The sequence below is a fragment of the Christensenella sp. KGMB01412 genome (assembly GCF_055522415.1).
This window is the reverse complement of the sequence record NZ_JBVFVW010000006.1, coordinates 112,050-133,379: the sequence shown is the minus strand read 5'-3', so window position 1 is coordinate 133,379 and position 21,330 is coordinate 112,050. Positions and strand designations below refer to the sequence as shown.

Below are 21,330 nucleotides of genomic sequence, written 5' to 3'. Positions count from 1 at the left end.
ACCAATAAACAGGCGCTGATCGATAAAGGAGCAGTACACGGAGGGTAGATAAATAAAAATGAAGAGGATCATATGTTGGCTGGTGGCGATCATTTTAGCGGTAACCGCAGTATTTTCCTGTGTATCATTTGCTTTTGCAGCGGAAGGCCCCGCGGAGCTTTCTCTGGTTTTTGAAAACTGTGATCCGCCGGAGGCGGGCGATCTTTACGCGGCGGAGGAGGACACTACAGTCCGGGTGGCCGATACTGCTCCCGCGGGCGGGGAAACGATCTATTATATGCTGATGTTTACCCTGAAAAATAAGGAAACGAGGATGACGGAGCGCATTGCGTATACGGGGACTATATTGCTTCGGGAAGCAATCGCGCAGGCGGTAGCAGATGGAGTGCTCACGCAGGAGGAGCTCGACGGCGTGGGTGTTGTATTTATCGATATGACGGCGGGCGATGAATATGATCCGGTTGCATCCGGCAATGCACGATTTATGCCGGCAACCTGCAAACAGGTCGCCTTCGATCAGGCAGCCGGAGAATATCCGGCGGGAACGGAGCTTGGGCTTTCGAGCGGAACGGCGGATGCGCAGATTTATTATACGCTGGACGGGACGTCGCCGAAGCTCTCCAGTGCGTCTTTGTATAACCCGGCGAATAAACTGACGTTGACAGAAGATGTCAGGATTTTGGCAAGCGCGCGGAAGGCGGGACTCAAGAGCAGCGAGCCTGCGTCGGGAGCCTATACCGTGCACAAGAGCGGAATGGTGAGGGCAGATCCCGCGCCGGGTACGGTTGCGGCAGGAACGCAGGTGACACTGCGTGCGGCGGCGGACGAGAAGATATTGTATACGACAGATGGGACTGTTCCGGCGAAGGGGGCGGCGGGAACGACAGATTCCGGGGCCGACACGGCAGTGGTTGTGATCGGTCAGGATACGCTCATCAATGCCCGTACCCATAAAGACGGCGCCGCTATGGGCGATGTGCAGCGTTTTTCTTATACGGTGGGGGGCATGGGCGATCAGTACGAGCCCAACGACGCCCGGGAGACGGCGACAGATGTTTCCTTTCCTTCCAAAATCCGGGCCACGATCCACAGCGCCGCGGATGTGGATTATTACAAATTCCATTACAGTTATGCGACGCCCATAGAGCTTTTGCTTTTCCAGCCGGATGAGGAAGACGCGGCATATTCGCTTACTCTTCTCCGCAGCGACGGAAGCGAGGTCGCTGCAAGCGCGCTTGCGGGAGACCAGCGGATTACGGCAGAGCTTGTCGAAGGGGATTATTATGCCGTGGTAAAAAGCCCGGACGGGGTTTTTTCCGTAAAAGAATATACGCTTACGATTTCCAAGCAGGCAGCGGAAGGCCTCGATCTCTCAGAATACAATATGCTCAATGCAATGCTCAACGCAGATTCCTCTGAGGAATGCTATACGCCGACCGAAGGACGCGGCGGGGTGCTTTCCGGCGGGGACATCTATATGGCGCTCGCCTATCTTGCGCGGTGGAGCGGTCCGGTTCTGGAGGAAGACGATCCGTATATGCTGGACGAATTCGGCGGCGACGTGAGCGAGTTCGCCTATAACCAGCTTCCTGCACGCTATCACTTGCGGCAGGCGATTCTGCTGCCAGACCGGGAGAAAACGGCGGAAGATACGCTCCACTATAAAAACGCGATCTATACCTATGGGGCGATCTATTGCGGAATTCGACATCAGGAAGGAGAAGGCGGGTATTACGACGAGACCGGTTCGTATTATTTCAAGCCGGAGGCGGATATGGCCGGGGGCGGACATGCAATCTCACTGGTAGGGTGGGATGATACGGTTCCGGCGGAACAATTCACGGTAACTGTGGACGGCAGTTCGTATACGCCTGCGGGCGACGGCGCGTTTATCGCTAAAAATAATTATGGTACGGAAAAGGGACAGAATGGTTTTTTCTATATTTCCTATTATAGCGCAGACCTATCCGCCAATCCTGCTGCCGCCATATTTGTGGACAATCCGTCGAGCGATTACGACAATATTTACCAGTACGATCCGCTGGGCTATACGAACCTCTACGAGCCCAGTCAATATTCGCGGGGCAAGGTGCTGTACACAAAAAACGTGTTTACGGCAGCAGGCGCGCAGGATGTAAAGGCCGTGTCATTTTACTCCATGCACGAGGATCAGGATTATGACGTTTACCTTGAGGCGAACGGCGAGACGCGCCATGTGGCGAGCGGGGCCCATAAATATAAGGGCTATTATACGGTGGAGCTTGGCGAGGGGATTTCCGTCGCCGCAGGAGAAGAGTTCGGTGTGACTGTGCGGCTGCAAAACCGGGACGGAAGCGACGTCGTCGCGGCGATTGAGATGCCGATCGCGGGCCGTTCGGACAGGGCGCGGGCGCAGGCCGGGCAGAGCTTCACCAGCACCGACGGACGTGACTGGACTGATATTTCCGCGAAATATTCCGCGAACAACTGCATCAAGGTGTTCACGGACGGCGCGGGCGGCGGAACGGACGATTCTTCCCAAGGCGGCGTGGGCCGGGCGCTCAGCGCGGCACAGCTCGAGAGGACGGGCGAGCTTTCCATTCCGGCGGCAGCGCCGGACAGTGCGTCAGGCAGCGGACAGAACACGACCAGCAGCCTGCCGCAGGGCAGGACAGCCGATCCTGTTACAAATTTGCCGGAAAAATTTGACCTGCGCGATATTGGTGCGGTCACTCCGGTGAAAAATCAGGGCTGGATTCCTTCCTGCTGGACCTTTGCGACGATGAGCAGTGCGGAAAGTATCCTGCTGCGGCAAAATAATATTGCCGAACAGATGGGCGTGGAAAGCGTCAGCATCGACGGCGCGGATTCGGTTTATCTGGAGATCGGGCAGACGGCAGATTTTTCCGCAACAGCGACGGTTACCCCAAACGAAGAGGTATTTTCCGGAATCCGGTGGAGCTATGCAGGCGATCTTGACAGCATCGATATCAGGACGGAAACCGGACGCAGCGGAGAAACAGCGGTGCTGTTCACTGCAAAAGCGACAGGAACGGTTGTGGTTACGGCGACAAGTACGGCAGACGATACCAAGTCGGTGAGCAAAACGATCACAATCGTGCAGGACGCACAGATTCCGGGCGCGGAAGGCAAGGAGATTATTTCATTGCCGCGGATGGAGGACGGCCTCGAGCTCGAAAAAATACAAGAAGCCCTGAATGGGCTCGGCCCACAGCAGGCGCTGCTGATTCCGGCGGAGGAAGGAACAATCGTTCCCAAAGAGGTCTTTGAGCAAATCAAGGGGCAGGATAAGACAGTCATTTTTGCAATTCTGGATGATACGGGCAAGGTGGTTGCGCGGTTTGTATTCTACGGGGGAGACATTACGGCGGCAATGGACATGAGCCTTGCGTTTTCCAATACACCCGGCGAGGCGGCGAAAAATGCAGCGGTATTTCCTCAGGGAACAAAGCTGCTGTTCCTGAACTTCGGGCACAGCGGGGCGCTCCCCGGAAAAGCAACAATATCCGTGCTTGCCGTGCCTCCGTTTGGAACAGGCGAAGAAACATACCTGTATTACTTCAATGGAACAGGATATGATGATATCAGCACGCAAAGCGTGGACAGCGCCGGATATGCGGCGTTTACCCTCGAACATTGCTCCGAATATGTACTTGCAAACCAGAAACAACCGGACAGCGGCGGAACGGCGGATAGCGGGAGCGGGACACAGCAGGGAAGCGGGGCGCAGACAGGGGATGCGAAAGATATGACGCTGTGGGTTATCGTTGCCATCATTGCAGGCGCGGCGGTGGCTGCCGCGGTGCTGATCGTGCTGCTGCGGCGCAGGAGTGGAAAGTAAGGCAAGCAGTGGTGGGAAATACCGTTAAAGTCAGGCGATACGGTAAAACTGACAATTTGCCAAAGTCAGGCCTGTACTGTACTTTATTCGCCAATTATTTTTTGGAGTTCCTGTAAAAAAAGCGTTGCCGCTTTTGAAAAAACCTGATACCGTTTCCAGATAAAATTCATCCCGGCCTCAATTTTTGGAGAAAGCGGTACAAAACAAAGATTGCTGTTACCGCTGGTATTGATCAATTTATCGAAAGTAATTGCATATCCCATACCTTCGTCTACCATGCGGGACGCATTGTAGATCAGATTATAGGTCGCCACAACGTATCCGGACTTCACAAAGACAGACAATTCATCGCTGCTTCTTTGCGCAGAGACGATCAACGGCTTCCCGTACAAATCCTGCGGGCGAATTGAATCCATCTTCGCAAGGGGGGAATCCCGCCGCATCAATACGCCCCATAAATCCTTGGCGGGAACAGCAAAATAGTCATGTTTGGATCGGTCGGCAGGAGCAAAGATAAGCCCGAAATCGATGAGGCCTTTATCAAGACGCTCCATCACAAATTCTGCATTGCCACTCAGAATGTGAAAACAAACCTGCGGATACCTGTCTTGCAGGTTCCGCGCCGCCTTTGCAATCAATCGGATGGCGTCGGTTTCGCCTGCGCCAATATAAATATCACCGGCGACAACGCCATCTGAAACCATAAGCTCGTTTTCTGTTTTCTTCACAAGATCAATGATTTCTTCGGCGCGTTTTTGAAGGAGCATTCCTTCCTCGGTTAATGTGATTTTTCGGTTGCCGCGGATAAAGAGCTGTTTTCCCAGCTCATTTTCCATGTCCTTCAACTGCCTTGAAAGAGTAGGCTGGGATAAGTGTAAAGATTCCGCTGCGGCCGAGATATTTTGCTCCCGGGCGACTGCCAGAAAATATTGCAACACTCTGATTTCCATTGTTTACCCTCCTGATAATAAAATAGCATTGAACTAATATGCCTGTCAAGCATGGCTGTGTATTTGATATAAGTATTTTTCATTTTAAAATCAGGGTGCTAATATGAAAATATGTTTGAAACAAACACAGAAAGGAATGATGGCGATGTTAGGAAATTTTAGTTATTGCAACCCAACTAAATTGCATTTTGGAGAACAATCGATCCAGGCCCTGCATGATGAGCTTCGGCAATACGGAAAAAGAGTCATGCTGGTCTATGGCGGCGGCTCTATTAAGCGTAATGGTATCTACGATGAAGTAGTGGGAATATTGAAGGCAGAAGAAAAAATTATCTATGAAGATGCGGGCGTTATGCCAAATCCAACGGTGGAAAAATTATACGAGGGATGCAAAATTGCACGGAAAAACGAGGTGGATTTAATCCTTGCGGTGGGCGGCGGCTCCGTATGCGACTACGCAAAGGCGGTTAGCGTTTCCGCTTACTGCGAGGAGGATCCATGGGATAAATATTATCTGCGCATGGAGGATGTGGATAACCGGATTATTCCGGTAGGGTGTGTTCTCACGATGGTGGGGACCGGCTCTGAAATGAATGGCGGTTCAGTTATCACCAATCATACGCAGAAGAAAAAGATAGGGCATGTGTTTGGCGAAAATGTGTTTCCGAAGTTTTCGATATTGAACCCTGTATTAACGTTTTCTATTCCAAAATACCAGATGGTGGCTGGTTTTTTCGATATTATGTCGCATATACTGGAACAATATTTTTCTGGTGAGGATGACAATACCTCCGATTACATCATGGAAGGATTACTCCGCTCGCTGATACACTCTTCGCGGATTGCGCTTAAGAACCCAATGGACTATGAAGCGCGCAGCAATATCATGTGGACTGCGACCTGGGCGCTCAACACATTGGTCGCAAAGGGAAAATCTACCGACTGGATGGTGCACATGATCGGCCAGGCAATCGGCGCATATACCGATGCGACTCACGGCATGACGCTTTCCGCCGTATCCATGGCATATTACAGGTTTATCGCTCCGTATGGACTTGAAAAATTCAAAAAATACGCAATTAATGTTTGGGATGTAGTCCCGCAGGGAAAAACGGACAGGCAGATTGCCGATGAAGGCCTTGGGCGCATGGAGTCTTATATGAAAGAGCTGGGACTTGTTATGAACATCAGCGAATTGGGTGTTACACAGAATATGCTGGAGGATATTGCAGACAGTACTTTTGTAATGCAGGGAGGATATAAGGAACTCAACCATGGCGAAATTGTCGAAATCCTTCAAAACAGCATATGACGAAGCAGGACTGAAACAGTACGGCGTAATGCGTGTTTTGATTGGGATAAGAAAAGGAAATACGTGAAGCAGGTTTGGGCGAGAGCAGGCGTTTTTTAACAATGTGCGTTTAATCATTCACGATATATTTTTGTGAATGGGAACCGCAGCTTAAGGAGCACAATAACATTGAACGATACGGCAGTACGCTTCAATGGAAATACCAATTTTGGTATGCAAAGAATATCTGTGGAGCAATCGGGATGGCTGCCTTTATCCAGACAAGATGGTAATGGGACAAATTGAAGGGTATATAAAATGAACCAGAATGAATTTTTAGATCACATGAACCGCGGGCTTTTTGTAAAGGGCGGATCGGAAGAGCATGACTGTATGCAGCAATTAAGCAGGGAGGCGCGCCGCATCACAGCAGAGCTGAACGGCTCGTATCATGAAATGGACGAGATTCAAGCGTTGTTTTCGGAATTGACAGGGAGGCCTGTAGATAAAACGTTTGGACTATTTCCGCCGTTTTACACGGATTGCGGCAAAAATATACGGCTTGGCAAAAATGTGTTTATCAATGCCGGATGTCATTTCCAGGATCAGGGCGGCATCACAGTGGGAGATAACACTATGATTGGGCATAATGTCGTGCTGGCAACGCTCAATCATGATCTTGATCCCCAAAAGCGCAGGGATATGTATCCCGCGCCCATCGTGATCGGCAAGGACGTATGGATCGGATCCAATACCACGGTCACGCCCGGCGTGACGATTGGCGACGGTTCTGTCATTGCCGCGGGCGCGGTGGTTACGAGGAATGTTCCGGATCATGTGCTTGCAGGCGGAGTTCCTGCAAGAATAATCAGGAAAATTTGAAAGGAATCGAAACCATGAGTAAACATATTTTGGTGATTTCTACAAGCCCGCGTAAGGGCGGAAATTCGGAGTTGCTTGCGGACGCTTTTATATGAGGGGCGCAGGAGGCGGGCTATGAGACGGGCAAAATGGCTTAAGGTGTTTTACGGCAGGTAGAAATAAATGACGAAAAAAATTACGGTTTTATTATGCGGAATATGGCTGATATTTTCATTGGCAGCATGCGGCAGCACTGTAGCAACAATGTCGCAGGCTATCCCTTCTGTGCAAACAACGCGGGGAACCTCAACGGAACAGCCGGGCACGTCACAGACAGAGCAGGGGCGAGCGGAGGAGAAAATCGATCAGCTGGATATGCAAATGACAATAGGCGAACATACTTTTATAGTGCGTTTGTATGACAATGAAACGGCGCGGGCCTTTGCAGAGCGGCTGCCGCTGACTCTGGAGATGGATGAGCTGAACGGCAACGAAAAGTTTAACTACCTTTCCGATGGACTGCCGACTGAAGCTGAGCAGCCGGCCATTATACAGGCAGGCGATTTGATGCTTTACGGCTCTGATTGCCTGGTGCTGTTTTATGAGAGTTTTTCAACTTCATACAGCTATACGCGGCTTGGTTATATGGAAAATACATCCGGCCTTACGGAAGCGCTTGGCGGGGGAAGCGTGCAAGCGACATTCAGTATAGGGGAATGGGGCGAAAATAGACGATGATTTTGATACGTCAAAGCGCATGGAAAACCTCCCGACCATCAAAAAAATTTTTATAGTGTAGCTGAAAAAAACTTTATTGCAAACGGTCTGGAATACCGGATAATGGTGAGTTATAAAAAACAACCGCGAAATGCGGTTGTTTTTTATAGAAACGTGACTGACAATCTACCAATCTATGTAAACAAAGTAGTAAATTTTTTGTAAAAGGCTTGACTTGGAGTCCACTTCAGGTATTATGCTGAAGTGGTAGAAGATACGATGAAACTGAAAAGAGGGTAAGATATGGAGATAAAAAAATTGGGGTTTGGCCTGATGAGGCTCCCGCTTTTGGATGAAAATGACAAAAAAAGCGTAGATATGGAGCAGGTCAGGTTCATGGTGGACGAGTTTATTTCACGGGGATTTACGTATTTTGATACAGCGTATATGTATCATGAGTTTACAAGTGAAATAGTGGCGAGGGAGGCTCTTGTAAAACGCTATCCGCGGGAAAGCTTTACATTGACTTCAAAAATGCCGACAATGTTTTTGGAAAAAGCCGAAGATATGGACAGAATTTTTTCTGAGCAGCTTGAAAAATGTGGGGTGGAATATTTTGATTATTATTTGTTGCATAACCTGAACGTTCTGCATTACGAAATTGCACAGAAGTTTGATAGCTTTGGATTCATCAAAAAGAAAAAAGCGGCTGGCAAGATCCGTAAGATTGGATTTTCTTATCATGACAATGCAGACCTCCTGGAAAAGATATTAACCGATCATCCGGAGGTTGACGTCGTACAACTTCAAATCAATTATCTGGATTGGGAGAATGAAAGCATACAGTCCCGCAAATGCTATGACGCCGCGCGAAGGCATGGAAAGGAAATCATTGTGATGGAGCCTGTGAAGGGCGGCACGCTTGCCAAGGTACCGCCAAAAGTGGAAAATCTGTTCAGGAATTATGCGCCTCATATGTCCGCAGCGTCATGGGCGGTACGGTTTGCCGCGAGTAACCAGGGGATTCTCACTGTTTTAAGCGGTATGAGCAATCTGGCGCAGCTTTTGGATAATACTTCATATATGGAAAAATTTGCTCCGCTTAATGCAGAAGAGCGCGCTATTATAAAGCAGGCGGTCAGCGAGATTAATTCAACGATTGCAATACCGTGCACTGGCTGTGGATATTGCGTTGAGGGATGCCCAGGGAATATTCCGATTCCGGCATATTTTTCATTGTATAATCTGGAAAAGCAGGCAAAACCCAAGGGATTTTCGGTTCAGGGCGTGTATTATGAAAACTATACGAAGACGCATGGAAAAGCATCCGATTGTATTGGCTGCAAAAACTGCGAACGCCAGTGCCCGCAGCATCTGGAAATTGTGGAAGGCCTTCGTGATGTGGCGAAAGCTTTTGAGTAAAAACAGATAGAGGCCGGCCTGTAAATTGTAGCGCCGGATTTTTTTATGAAAGCGTTTGATGGATTCCGATTCTGGGTATTACTAATTCAAATGAAACCATACCGATAAAAAATACCAATCAGGAAAGGAATTATGATCATGAAAAAAATTTATTCTGTTAAAATGACAAACACCGGAGGACGCACAGGAGAGGTTTTTTCGGAAGACCACTCGCTTGATTTGAAAATTGCAGCGCCGGGCAGTGGCAATGCGGGAGCGACAAATCCGGAACAATTATTTGCGGCAGGCTACAGCGCCTGCTTTAACAGTGCGCTGGAGCTTGTGATGCAAAAGGCAGGGATCAATGCGAAAAGCACGGTTGCTATCGTCGTTTCCCTATATGAAAAAGAACCGCTTGACTATATGATCGGCGCAGATATCGAGGGACATATAGAAGGGCAGTCCCCGGAAAAAACGCAGGAACTCCTGGAAAAAGCGCATGAGGTTTGTCCGTATTCCAAGGCAACGCGGGGTAATATTGAAGTAACGTTAAAGGCAGTCTGAATCAGGAGAAAAAAGCGATCCCTTTGGACCGCTTTTTTTGTTGACTAAAACCATTTGGAAAAAAAGACAAAATATGTGTACTGCATTCACCTTACAAACATGCGGGTGTTTTGGCAGCCCATGTAAAAGGGGCTGTAAAAGCAAAATCACGTAAGTATAAAGAGGTCTGTAAAATAAAAGCCGGAACAATCCGGCTTTTTGTATTTGAAAAATGCCTGTACCCATTAAAATGGTGCGTATAAAAGGGCAAAAGAATTGCGAAACATTTGCACCTATGATAAAATTGAACATATATGGACAGAGTTATGTGGGCATTTCCGCTGTTCCTTTTCAGGTGCCATGTAACAGATGATTTACAGAATTCAGGGATTTTATTACAGCAAAATAATACTTGATGGTAAAAATATAGAATTTGTATGGCAGGGAAGGTATATGCAGGACAAAAACGATAGCGCGATGTTTTCACAAAAGAAAATTTTAATTGTGGAAGATAACCAAATGAACCGGATGATTTTGAACCGGATTTTATCATCCGAATACCAGGTGCTGGAAGCGGAAAACGGACAGGCGGCACTGGAGGTTCTCAAAAAACATCATGAAGATATTTCTTTGATCCTGCTTGATATCGTTATGCCTGTCATGGACGGATATACGTTTCTTTCAATTATGAAGGCTGATCCTTTATATTCTTCCATTCCGGTTATTGTTACGACGCAAAATGACGGTGAGACGGACGAGGTTGCGGCTTTATCAAACGGCGCGACCGATTTTGTGGTTAAGCCATACAGGCCCCAGGTGATTCGCCACAGGGTGGCAAGCATTATTAATCTGCGCGAAACTGCAGCTATGATAAACCAATTCCAGTTTGACAGGCTCACGGGGCTTTTCGGTAAGGAATTTTTTTATAAACGTGCAAAAGATATACTCATTCGGAATCCGGGAAAAAAATATGACATCATTTGCTCGGATATTGAGAACTTTAAACTGATCAACGATGTGTTTGGAACCCAGGCGGGCGACAGCCTTTTAAAGGTAATTGCGGGCGTTTATACGAGCATTGTGGATGACAGGGGAATTTGCGGACGGTTTAACGCAGACCAGTTTGCATGCCTGCTGGAGCGTCAGTCAAACTATGCGGATGAGATGTTTATCGAAGCCAGCGCACAGATATGTACCCTATCGAACACAAAAAATATTGTAATGAAGTGGGGTATCTATCCCATAGAAGACGAAACAATTTCTGTGGAACAGATGTGTGACCGTGCGCTATTGGCTGCACGCAGTATTAAGGGCCAGTATGGAAAATATTTTGCTATTTATGACGACGAGCTTCGCAGCGCGTTGCTTCACGAACAGGCGATCGCCGATATTATGGAATCGGCCCTTGAAGAGGAACAATTCGAAATATACCTGCAGCCCAAATACAGGGTAAGGGACGGAGAACTGGCGGGCGCGGAGGCACTGGTGCGATGGAATCATCCACTATGGGGATTTCAATCTCCCGCTGAATTTATTCCATTGTTTGAAAAAAATGGCTTTATAACAAAGCTGGATCAATTTGTGTGGGACAAAACCTGCTCTATCCTAAGGGAATGGGAGGACAGGGGGATCCCGCCGTTTGCCATTTCTGTAAACGTATCACGTGCCGATATTTACAATGCCGACCTTACCGACTTTTTAGTGAAAACCGTACGAAAATATGGATTGCATCCTTCGCGCATTCATCTGGAAATCACGGAAAGCGCTTACACGGAAGATCCAAACCAGATCATCAATACGGTGCGGCACCTTCGCGAGCTTGGCTTTATCATTGAAATGGACGATTTTGGAAGCGGTTATTCTTCTCTGAATATGCTAAATAAGATGCCGCTTGATATTTTGAAGCTGGATATGAAATTCATACAAAGTGAAACGGCAAAACCGGTGAATGAAGGGATTTTACGCTTTATTATCGGCCTTGCCCGCTGGATGGATCTTAGCGTTGTGGCGGAAGGCGTTGAGACAAAAGAACAGCTGGAGCGCCTGAGAGATATTGGATGTGATTTTGTCCAGGGATATCTTTTTGCAAAACCAATGCCATGCAACGAATTTGAAGCGTTGCTCAAAAAGCAGCAGATAGCTGTGCAGGAAAGGGCAGATGCAGGCCCCGGGATATATGGAAAAAAACTCCTTCTGATTGCGGATGAAGATCAACAATACCGCAATGCCGTGCGAAAAAACTTTGAAGATCATTTTGAAGTATTGGAAGCGCCGGATGCCAAAAGCGCATTGGATTACATAGGGCGATATGGTTATAAAATCGTGGTAGCCGTCGTGAGCATGACGCTTGCGGATTGCGGAGGCGCTTCTGTTTTGAGCGCGTTGCAAAAGGAAAAAGCGATTTGCGATGTTCCTGTCATTGCAACAGGACCACAGGACGAACAACTGGAGGAAAAGGCGCTGAGCTATGGCGCTGATGATTTTGCAGGAAAACCGCACTCTTTAAGGGGACTTTCAAACCGAATTATGCGCATGATCGAAATAGCGGCGTCGCAGGATCGCGAAGGGGTGCTGGAAAAAGAGGCGTACCGTGATTATTTAACGGGACTCTTGAACAGGCGGGGTATGGATTTTGCAATTAATTCCATGAAAAAAGAGAAGACGCCTTTGGCGGTTTATCTGTTTGACCTGGATCATTTAAAACAGGTTAACGATACGTACGGACATTTGGAAGGGGATCGTATTATTCAGCAATTTGGCGCCTTCCTGCAATCCCATACGCGGGAGAACGATGTTTTGGCACGTTATGGCGGGGATGAATTTATTGTTGTAATGAAACAGATTAAATCGGAACAGGATATGCTGAAAAAAGGCCGGGAGATTTGCCGGACCTTTCAGGATAACTGTTTTGTAAAAGGCATTCCGGCATCCTGTACGGCAGGGATAGCCATTTGGAATGCGGGAGATTCGATGGAAGAAATCATTGACGGGGCAGACCAGGCTTTGTATCGTGCGAAGAGCGGTTATAAAGGTGATTGTTGCCTGTGGGAAGGATAAGCGGATGGAGAAGACGGGGACGGCAAGAGAGGTTGTGCGCGAATTCTGCGGCAGTTGGTTTGAACGGAGGGATGCAGAAGCAGCCGTCGGATTTTTATCTGACGGTATTAATTTTGTAGGCACCGGCGAAAACGAATTTGCCTGGGGAAGGGATGAGATGATCGAATATATAGGCAACGACATCCGTGAGATTTCGGAGCCGTTTGCCTGTAAATTTTCGTTTGTCCGTGAGCAGAAAATTTCTGATCGTATTTGCTATATATCGATTGAGATGATATTAAAAAATACTCTTTACGCATGGCACCTGCGTGGTTTTTTTACGATGGTTCAGGAAAAAAATGACGACTGGCTGATTCGAAACCTTCATTTTGCGGAACCAAGCAGCAGCCAGAAGGGGAGTGAGCATTACCCGCAAACGCTTGTAATGGAGAACATTGCGCGGCAGCGGCAGGAGCTGCTTTACGACTCCCTGCCCGGCGGAATGATGGGCGGATATATTGAAGATGGGTTTCCGTTCTATTTTATCAACCGCCAGATGCTCGAATATTTGGGCTATGATGACGAAGCGGAATTTGTTGCAGATATTGACGGAATGGTTTCAAATTGTATGCACCCTGACGACAGGAGCCTGGTGGACGCTTCCGTTGCATGCCAGATGAAAGCGGGCGGGGAATATATCGTGGAATACCGGATGAAGAAAAAAGACGGTTCTTACATCTGGGTGCACGATACGGGCAGGCAGGTCGTGGCAGAGGATGGCAGGCATGCAATTATATCGGTCTGCATTGATATAACCGATCAAAAACTTGCGCGCGAAGAGGTGCTGAATCTTTATAACAACATTCCCGGCGCGGTATTCCGTTGCCGGTTTGACGAACATTTTTCTGTCATTGACGCGAACGATGGTTTGTTCGAATTTTTGGGCTATACCCGTGATGAATTTGCAGCAATGGGAAACAAGATGTCCGCTGTGATCTGTCCGCAGGACATGGCTGAAATGCCCGGCAAGCTAAACGCACAGCTGGAACATGGCAACACCATTCAAAACGAAAACAGGCTGATCTGCAAGGACGGGACCGTCAAATGGGTTTCAATTAAGGCGCAGTTGTTTACGGAAAAAGGTAAAGAGCAATATTTCTACTGCGTTTTTGTGGATATTACGGATGAAAAGCAGTTGCAGGAGAGGGAAAAAGACCTCTACGAAAAGGAACTGGCTTATTTCGCGGAACTGGCACCGGCCGACGGGACCATACAGGGACGTATCAATGTAACGCAAAACAGGATGGAAAATTATGTGAGTACGTCTAACGTTGCTGTTGCGCGCGTAGGGGATTCTTTTGACAAAACGGTGGATAACCTTGCGGCATCGGCCGTTTATGCGGAATATGGGGAAGAAATCCGCAGCGTTATGGACAGGAAAAAGGTGCTGGCAGATTATGCGATGGGAAATGTTGATTATCATTTTGAGTTTTTGAGAAGGCGCAATGACGGCAGCACCTTCTGGGGCAGTACCAGCCTGCGCTCCTGCCTGAATCCGGAAACCGGCGATATCATCGTTTTTTTCTATACGTTGGATATTACAGAGCAAAAATTGCAGGAGCAGCTTTTGGACCGGATTGTGGAGCTGGACTATGATATCATCACGGAGATCGATATCCTGCAACAAACCCATCGCCCGGTTTCATGTGACGAAAGGTGTAAGGATACGGTGCCAAACCCGGGAATATTCCAAAAAGAAATACGTATTGTCGCAGACCGGTTTATGGACGATAAGGCCAGAAACGAATACTTACATAAACTGGATTTTGATTATATGCAAAAGCGGTTAGCTGACGATGACACTTATTCCTTTATTGTGGAAATGAAAAATACGAAAGACGAATTGAGGGTAAAGCGGTATCAGCTTTTTTATATCAGCAAAGAGCTGAAGCGGGTGTGCCTGGCAAGGAACGATGTGACTGATGTGGTACACAAGGAACAACGGCAGAAGGATGAACTGGCTGCGGCGCTGATTGCCGCGGAACAGGCCAACGCAGCCAAATCGGATTTTCTTTCACGCATGAGCCACGAAATCCGTACGCCCATGAACGCCATCATTGGTATGAGCGCGATTGCCGCACAATCGATTGGGGATGACGCCCAGGTGCAGGACTGTATTTCAAAAATTGGGATTTCTTCAAGGTTCCTGCTGTCGCTTATCAATGACATTCTTGATATGAGCCGGATTGAAAGTGGAAAGATGCTACTGAAAAATGAAGAAATTCCGACCGAAGAATTCCTTAACGGCATTAATTCGATCTGCTTTGGACAGGCGGCGGCAAAGGATGTGGAATTTGAATGTATTGTCGATCCAATGCTGGATGATTGTTATATCGGAGATGCAATGAAGCTGCAGCAGGTGCTTATCAATATCCTGAGCAACGCAATCAAATTTACGGGCGAAGGCGGAAAGGTCACCTTCTCTGCGGAGCAGCGCAATAAGAACAAAAAAGACGCTTCCTTGCGTTTTATTATAAACGATACGGGCGTGGGGATGAGCGAAGATTTCCTGCCTCATATTTTTGAGCCGTTTTCACAGGAATCGGACGGTGCGACGGCTGTGTTTGGAGGAACGGGCCTTGGGCTTGCGATTTCTAAAAACATCGTTGATTTGATGGATGGTAAAATTTCGGCGCGTTCCATCAAGGGAATCGGAACGGAATTTACCGTGGACGTAAAGCTTGGCATTACAAAAGAGGCACAGCTGCGCCATAACCAAAGAAAGCAAAATTATAATTTTACGCATTTGAAAACGCTGGTAGTGGACGACGATGTGGCGATTTGTGAAAGCGCAGTCGTCACGCTTCATGAGATAGGGATTAAGGCCGAATGGGTTGACAGCGGGCATAAAGCCGTTGGCTTGGTACAAAAAATGTTTGCAGAGGGCAAATATTTTGATATGATACTGATTGACTGGAAGATGCCGGAAATGGACGGAATTGAAACAGCCCGGAGAATCCGCAGTATTGTGGGACCGGAGGTTACCATTATTATTATGACGGCATATGACTGGGCGGCAATCGAGCATGAGGCGAAGCTTGCGGGAGTCAACCTTCTGATGAGTAAGCCGATGTTTAAAACGTCGATTATCTCGGCGCTGACAAAAGCGCTGGGAGAAAAAGAAGAACAAATAAAAAAAGCAGAAGAAATCGATTATGACTTTACAGGAAAGCGGTTGCTGTTGGTGGAAGATAACTTTATGAATACGGAAGTGGCAAAAAAGCTTCTGGAGGGAAAAGGCTTTACAGTGGACACTGCGGAAAACGGCCTGCGCGCGATGGAAATTTTTGGAAAATCTGCAAACGGATATTACGATGGGATTTTGATGGATATCCGAATGCCGGTGATGGACGGCCTGACCGCTGCTGCCAATATCCGGCATCTGAGCAATGACGATGCCAGGACAATCCCTATTATTGCAATGACGGCAAATGCGTTTGACGACGACATTGAGAAGAGCAAAGCCGCAGGAATGAACGCCCACCTGACAAAGCCAATCGATCCCAAAAGGATGTACCAGACACTTTATGATTTTATATTTGAAAACGAGGCCTGAGACGATGCAAACTTTCAAAGAAATATTTGAAGCCTATGGCGCAGATTATGAGACCACGATGGAACGTTTTATGGGGAGCGAGGAGACATACCGGGAATTTCTCGATATGTTGTTTGACGACGACAACCTTGCCAATTTGGGTGAAGCGATTGAATCCGGAAATCTTGATATGGCTTTTGAAGCGGCGCACACGCTCAAGGGCGTGGCGGGGAATATGGGGTTAAAGCGTCTTTATGAGGCGGTTTGTGATATGGTTGATCCGCTTCGCAGGCGGGAACAGCGTAATGATTACGACGTATTGTATGAATCGGTCAAAACGGAATTTCATGAAGTGGATAAGCTTCGGCAGTCTTTGAAAAAAGGGGAGCGGATATGACACAGGGCGATAGACTTCGTGCGTTTTGCGCGGAGCAAATCACAGATATGCTGGATGGTGCGCCGGTTGCGGTTTTTATCAGTGAGGCGGACGGCGGGAAGCTTCTGTATGCAAACAGGCTGGCAAAAGAAGTTTTCCTGAAAAACAGGGAGGAAGACGATTGTTTTTGTTACAATGTGGCAGGCTATGACAAGCCATGCAGTTTTTGTAATGCCGGGCAAATGACCGATAAAAAATCTGCAACCTGCGATTTTTTATTTTGCGGCGGGAAGCAAACTTTTCGTCTCAACGGAAAGCTGATCGACTGGAACGGAAAGCCTGCGCGCATTGAATATATGTTTGCTGTACCGGACGGCGAAAAAGAAAACGAGTCGTTAAAAATACCGGAAGAAGCAAGGTTATTCAGGGAAATTGCAAATGATTCTGCAGATGGGATTTATGTGATTGGAAAAGAGAATTACAATTTACTTTATGTCAATGAATCCAGAAACATGTCTCGGGTGGGGAACATCCGGAAGGAAGAAAAATGTTATGCTGTACTGCACGGCAAAGACGCGCCGTGTTCATTTTGCACTTTGAAGGATCACCAGCCTGACGGCAAAGAACATGAAATGAGTATTCCCGGCACCAATCAGTTCTATGCTACGCGGTTCAGGGAAACTGTCTGGGATGGAGTTCCGGCATACATCAAGTATATCAGGGATATTACGGAAGAGGTGAATACCCGAAGGGAAAAGGAACGTCTGGAGCAATATTTCCAAACGATTGTAAAGCATCTTCCAAGCGGGATTGCAGTTGTCCGTTTTGAAGAAGACGGGAAGATGACACCGGAATATTTATCTGACGGATTTGCCGCTATGACGCATATGACAATCGATGAAGCATGGCGGTTATATGAAGGAAACGCAATGGACGGCGTGCATCCGGACGATAAGGAAACCGTTGCGTCGAAAATCGCTGAGTATATTGCAAGCGGAGAAAATCAGTACCAGATTACATATCGGCTGAAAAGAGGCGACGAAGGCTACATATGGGTTAAGAATACTTTGACGATGATTGAAAGCAGGGATGGGGAGCGCAAGTTTTACGCCGTATACCACGATATGACAAAAGAGCTGCAGGAGCAGGAACGTATCCGGCAGAAATACAACGAATTGATTGTCCAGCACTACCGTACGCCGGGGGCTAACGCGGTGGTGATTGGGCATTGTAATATCACAGAAAACAGGATATACGAGATTATTGACCATACAGGCTCCGATTTACTGGAAACCTTTGGGATGGTCCGGGAGGATTTTTTCAAGGGGATTGCAAGCCTTATCGTCGAGGAAGAAGAGCGGCAGATGTTTTTAAGCAAATATCTGAATGCGCCGGCGCTGGCTGCGTTTGAACGGGGTGATACGGAGCAGGTTTTGAACTGCTTTGTGAAGCTGCCGAAGGAAACCCGCGGACGTTATATCCGCTTTGAGATGAATCTCGTTGAGACGCCTGATACCGGCGACATTACGGGTATTTTGACAGTAACGGATATTACGGAGCAGACGATTACCGATAGAATCCTGCACCAGTTATCCGTTGCCAGCTGCGATCTGGTTGTGGATGTTGATTTGGCGGAGGACCGGTATACGATTCTTAACAGCGGCAAAGATGCTACGGACCTTCCGGAGAAGAGCGGAAGGCATTCTGAAAAGATTGAGCATATGCTCAAGGAACAGGTGATTTCAAAAGATAAAAAACGCGCAGAGCAAATGCTGAGTGAGGAATATATGCTTGCCCGTCTCGAAAAAGAGGGCACATACTCCTTTCCGTATTCTATTGTAAGTGAGAAAGGGGATATCCTTACCAAAAATATGACGGTCTCGGCGGTTGATCTCCGGCTTGGCCGTATTTGCCTCATGCGCTCGGATATTACAGATTCTGTCAGGGAGCAGCAGGGGTTGCTTAATATGATTGCCTATACCTTTGAGCTTGCAGCATTCATCGACAGAAACGGCGGTAATCTGACAATTTATACCAGACAGACGGTTCTGGAAAACCTGGCGCCTTTTTCGGCTGAGGATTTTGATGTTTCGGTTGAAAGCTTTTCAGAGTATTATGGGCTGGAGGAAGAAAAAGACGAAGTAAAGAAGCAATTCAGTTTGGAAACGATGCTTAGCCGGCTGGAAGAAAGGCCGGCGGGATATGACTTTGTATTTCCATACTGTAAGGACGGAGATCTTCGGTATAAGCAGGTTAACGTACTGTGGGGAGACGAGAACCACAGGACGGTGTGCATAGTACGGGCGGATGTAACCGATATGCTGGCTACGGAGCGGGAAACAAAGGATGCTCTGGAAAAAGCTCTGGTGCTCGCTAAAAAAGCAAACCGCGCAAAGAGTGATTTTCTTTCTGCCATGAGCCATGATATCCGTACGCCAATGAATGCGATCATGGGAATGACGACGCTTGCGACAGCGCATCTTGACGATAAGGAAAAGGTTGCGGATTGCCTGAAAAAAATATCGGTTTCATCCAACCATCTGCTGAGCCTCATCAATGATATTCTGGACATGAGCAAGATAGAGCGTTCGCAAATCACATTGAACAAAACGGCGATCGTGCTTCCGGAATTATTGGAGCAGATTTCCGGTATGATAGGCCCGCAGGCGGAGCAGGCGGGGATAAGGCTTGATATCCACGCGGAAGGCATCGAGCACAAGTATTTTTGCGGAGACGCTTTGCGTATCAATCAAATATTGATCAATATACTGAGCAATGCCGTTAAATTCACGCCGGAGGGAGGGCGGATCGATTTTCTGGCGGAGGAAGCAGGGTTCGATCCTGATAAAAAAAGATTTCGTTACAGGTTCACGGTCAGCGACACAGGGATTGGCATGGAAGAGGAAACGCTTCTGCATATATTTGATCCCTTTACACGCGGAGACAAGGTGGAGGAGATTGAGGGGACAGGCCTTGGACTCAGTATTACAAAAGGGCTGGTGGAGCTCATGGGTGGAACGATTTCTGTTGAAAGCCGGATTGGGGAAGGTTCTTCTTTCTGTGTGGAGCTGGAATTTGAGGAGGCTCAAAAGGGGTGCGGTGCAGAAGATAAAAAAGAAACGTTAAGTGCCTCGGCACGAGCGGAAGAAAGCCTGGCGGGACGGCGCTTCCTTATTGCGGAGGACAATAAACTCAATACGGAAATTGTATGCGGGATACTCAGGATGTTTGGGGCAGAAGCAGTGGCAAAGGCGAACGGCCTGCAGGCGGTAGAGGAATTCGGCAAAGCGCAGCCGGGAACCTATGACGCTATTTTGATGGATATCCGTATGCCGGAAATGAACGGCTATGAAGCAACCCGGGCGATACGAAGGATGCAGCGTAATGACGCGGGCACAATACCAATCATAGCGATGACTGCAAACGCTTTTGCCGAGGATGTGCAGGAATCCGTTGACGCAGGTATGACGGCACATATCGCAAAACCAATCGATGTAAAACTGTTGCATGCAACATTATGTGAGGCGATTGACGGGAATAAAAGCAAATAAGGCGGCATGGTCAATATTTGAAAAAATATGATTGCAGCTTTGAGTCAAGAGTAGTATAATGATGACTCCGGGGAGGCGATAGCGATGGTGGAACAGATGAAATTTAAATTGAAATCAGGCGAGGACGGCGCAGACAGACAAAACGAGATGGACGAGAGAAGCGCTGTTTTGAAAAGGATTGCACGCGGAATACCTGCCGCCTGTGCGGATGAATGCGGGAACGCATATTTAAGATATTTGGACGGCAGCAGGAAATATGTAAACTAACGGCAATTATTTTATAGGATAGCATACGGGCCATGACCGCCAGGAATCGGCGGTTATGGCTTTTTTGTATACAGTAGATAAAAGAGGAACAAATCGTTATTTTAGTGCGGGGCTTCGGGAGGCCCGGGCAATATCAAACCGCCGTCTACGCGCAGCGTGACGCCCGTCACATAGGAGGCTTTATCCGATGCAAGCCACACGACGGCCTGACCGATATCCTCAGGTATCCCCGGCCTTCGCAGTGGAATCTCTTTGGATAATTCTTCAAGATAGTCTGGCTGTCCTTTTGCTTCAATTTCCGCTTTGCTGTTTACACGCGTCGCCCCGGGCGCAACGCCGTTTACCCTGATGCCATATGGGGCTGCGTCAAGTGCAACTGACTGGAGGGCGCGGTTAAGAGCGGCCTTTACGCCCCCATAGACCGCATCTTTCGGATAGGCGCGTTCCCCGCGTGTGGAAGTAATATTGACAATGCTTCCGCAAACGCCCTTTTTACGCATAAAAAGGCAGGCCTCGCGCATGAGTATCATATAATTACGAAAATCAACCTTCAGGACCGTGTCCATCGTTTCTTCCGTAAGGTTAAATATGCTTTCGAACCGTGTGATCCCGGCATTGTTTACCAAGAGATCGATGTTGCCAAGAGCTGTTACGGCTTGGGCAAAAAAACGTTTTCCGGCTCCATCCTCCACGTAATTGGCCTGCATGATATGGCATTCGCGTCCATAATGCTCCCGAACCTCGGACTGAATCGCTTCGGCGCCTTCGCGATGTGAATGATAGCTGAGCGCAATATCATACCCGCTTTCCGCAAGGCAACGCACAATGCCCAGACCGATTCCATTGCTCCCGCCCGTTACAACTGCTTTCTTATTCATCATTGGTTTCTTCGATTTCCTTT

Annotated in this window: 13 protein-coding genes and 1 pseudogene; 12 read left to right on the top strand and 2 right to left on the bottom strand. The window is 47.9% G+C overall.

What is annotated here, in order from left to right:
* The first annotated feature begins 58 nt into the window (after positions 1-58).
* A complete protein-coding gene (locus ACS5WU_RS10815; RefSeq protein ID WP_302761188.1) occupies positions 59-3,841 on the top strand; it encodes a lectin like domain-containing protein in 3,783 nt (1,260 codons plus the stop codon).
* 83 nt (positions 3,842-3,924) lie between these two features.
* On the opposite strand, the gene ACS5WU_RS10810 is transcribed toward ACS5WU_RS10815, so the two are convergent.
* A complete protein-coding gene (locus ACS5WU_RS10810; protein ID WP_046442915.1) occupies positions 3,925-4,791 on the bottom strand; it encodes a LysR family transcriptional regulator in 867 nt (288 codons plus the stop codon).
* Between the two features lie 145 nt (positions 4,792-4,936).
* On the opposite strand from ACS5WU_RS10810, the gene ACS5WU_RS10805 reads away from it, so the two are divergent.
* The 11 genes and pseudogenes from ACS5WU_RS10805 to ACS5WU_RS10755 all read left to right on the top strand — a co-directional run bounded on the left by ACS5WU_RS10805 (position 4,937) and on the right by ACS5WU_RS10755 (position 20,429).
* Positions 4,937-6,103 carry an iron-containing alcohol dehydrogenase gene (locus ACS5WU_RS10805; RefSeq protein ID WP_046442949.1) on the top strand — a complete coding sequence of 389 codons (1,167 nt, stop codon included), beginning with the start codon at positions 4,937-4,939 and terminating at the stop codon, positions 6,101-6,103.
* Positions 6,104-6,400: 297 nt separating this feature from the next.
* Complete coding sequence (locus ACS5WU_RS10800) at positions 6,401-6,964, top strand: sugar O-acetyltransferase (protein WP_302761185.1); 564 nt, start codon at positions 6,401-6,403, stop codon at positions 6,962-6,964.
* Positions 6,965-6,978: 14 nt separating this feature from the next.
* A pseudogene (locus ACS5WU_RS10795) lies at positions 6,979-7,056 on the top strand (flavodoxin family protein); the annotation flags it as partial.
* Positions 7,057-7,126: 70 nt separating this feature from the next.
* A complete protein-coding gene (locus tag ACS5WU_RS10790) occupies positions 7,127-7,681 on the top strand; it encodes a cyclophilin-like fold protein (RefSeq protein WP_302761183.1) in 555 nt (184 codons plus the stop codon).
* A 282-nt stretch (positions 7,682-7,963) separates the two neighbouring features.
* Positions 7,964-9,082 carry an aldo/keto reductase gene (locus ACS5WU_RS10785; protein ID WP_046442913.1) on the top strand — a complete coding sequence of 373 codons (1,119 nt, stop codon included), beginning with the start codon at positions 7,964-7,966 and terminating at the stop codon, positions 9,080-9,082.
* 138 nt (positions 9,083-9,220) lie between these two features.
* The gene (locus ACS5WU_RS10780) at positions 9,221-9,625 is read left to right on the top strand and encodes an organic hydroperoxide resistance protein (protein ID WP_059109094.1); all 405 of its coding nucleotides are present in this window, start codon (positions 9,221-9,223) and stop codon (positions 9,623-9,625) included.
* Positions 9,626-10,081: 456 nt separating this feature from the next.
* The gene (locus tag ACS5WU_RS10775; protein WP_465089159.1) at positions 10,082-12,661 is read left to right on the top strand and encodes an EAL domain-containing protein; all 2,580 of its coding nucleotides are present in this window, start codon (positions 10,082-10,084) and stop codon (positions 12,659-12,661) included.
* 4 nt (positions 12,662-12,665) lie between these two features.
* Positions 12,666-16,256: a response regulator gene (locus ACS5WU_RS10770; protein WP_046442912.1), complete on the top strand. Its 3,591-nt coding sequence runs from the start codon at positions 12,666-12,668 to the stop codon at positions 16,254-16,256.
* Between the two features lie 4 nt (positions 16,257-16,260).
* Positions 16,261-16,632 carry an Hpt domain-containing protein gene (locus tag ACS5WU_RS10765; protein WP_046442911.1) on the top strand — a complete coding sequence of 124 codons (372 nt, stop codon included), beginning with the start codon at positions 16,261-16,263 and terminating at the stop codon, positions 16,630-16,632.
* The gene (locus ACS5WU_RS10760; protein ID WP_302760227.1) at positions 16,629-20,162 is read left to right on the top strand and encodes a PAS domain-containing hybrid sensor histidine kinase/response regulator; all 3,534 of its coding nucleotides are present in this window, start codon (positions 16,629-16,631) and stop codon (positions 20,160-20,162) included. The genes ACS5WU_RS10765 and ACS5WU_RS10760 overlap by 4 nt, the downstream gene beginning before the upstream one ends.
* Before the next feature lie 96 nt (positions 20,163-20,258).
* On the top strand, positions 20,259-20,429 hold the full coding sequence (locus ACS5WU_RS10755; RefSeq protein ID WP_465089155.1) for a hypothetical protein: 171 nt from the start codon (positions 20,259-20,261) through the stop codon (positions 20,427-20,429).
* 101 nt (positions 20,430-20,530) lie between these two features.
* Here ACS5WU_RS10755 and ACS5WU_RS10750 read toward each other — a convergent pair whose 3' ends face one another.
* Positions 20,531-21,310 (bottom strand): SDR family NAD(P)-dependent oxidoreductase, encoded by a 780-nt coding sequence (locus tag ACS5WU_RS10750; RefSeq protein ID WP_302760225.1) that lies wholly within the window; start codon positions 21,308-21,310, stop codon positions 20,531-20,533.
* Positions 21,311-21,330 lie beyond the last annotated feature (20 nt).

Bases quoted from the DNA above. Each gene is read 5' to 3' on its own strand.
- ACS5WU_RS10815 (WP_302761188.1), top strand. From the start codon at position 59: ATGAAGAGGATCATATGTTGGCTGGTGGCGATCATTTTAGCGGTAACC.
- ACS5WU_RS10810 (WP_046442915.1), bottom strand. From the start codon at position 4,791: ATGGAAATCAGAGTGTTGCAATATTTTCTGGCAGTCGCCCGGGAGCAA.
- ACS5WU_RS10805 (WP_046442949.1), top strand. From the start codon at position 4,937: ATGTTAGGAAATTTTAGTTATTGCAACCCAACTAAATTGCATTTTGGA.
- ACS5WU_RS10800 (WP_302761185.1), top strand. From the start codon at position 6,401: ATGAACCAGAATGAATTTTTAGATCACATGAACCGCGGGCTTTTTGTA.
- ACS5WU_RS10790 (WP_302761183.1), top strand. From the start codon at position 7,127: ATGACGAAAAAAATTACGGTTTTATTATGCGGAATATGGCTGATATTT.
- ACS5WU_RS10785 (WP_046442913.1), top strand. From the start codon at position 7,964: ATGGAGATAAAAAAATTGGGGTTTGGCCTGATGAGGCTCCCGCTTTTG.
- ACS5WU_RS10780 (WP_059109094.1), top strand. From the start codon at position 9,221: ATGAAAAAAATTTATTCTGTTAAAATGACAAACACCGGAGGACGCACA.
- ACS5WU_RS10775 (WP_465089159.1), top strand. From the start codon at position 10,082: ATGTTTTCACAAAAGAAAATTTTAATTGTGGAAGATAACCAAATGAAC.
- ACS5WU_RS10770 (WP_046442912.1), top strand. From the start codon at position 12,666: ATGGAGAAGACGGGGACGGCAAGAGAGGTTGTGCGCGAATTCTGCGGC.
- ACS5WU_RS10765 (WP_046442911.1), top strand. From the start codon at position 16,261: ATGCAAACTTTCAAAGAAATATTTGAAGCCTATGGCGCAGATTATGAG.
- ACS5WU_RS10760 (WP_302760227.1), top strand. From the start codon at position 16,629: ATGACACAGGGCGATAGACTTCGTGCGTTTTGCGCGGAGCAAATCACA.
- ACS5WU_RS10755 (WP_465089155.1), top strand. From the start codon at position 20,259: ATGAAATTTAAATTGAAATCAGGCGAGGACGGCGCAGACAGACAAAAC.
- ACS5WU_RS10750 (WP_302760225.1), bottom strand. From the start codon at position 21,310: ATGATGAATAAGAAAGCAGTTGTAACGGGCGGGAGCAATGGAATCGGT.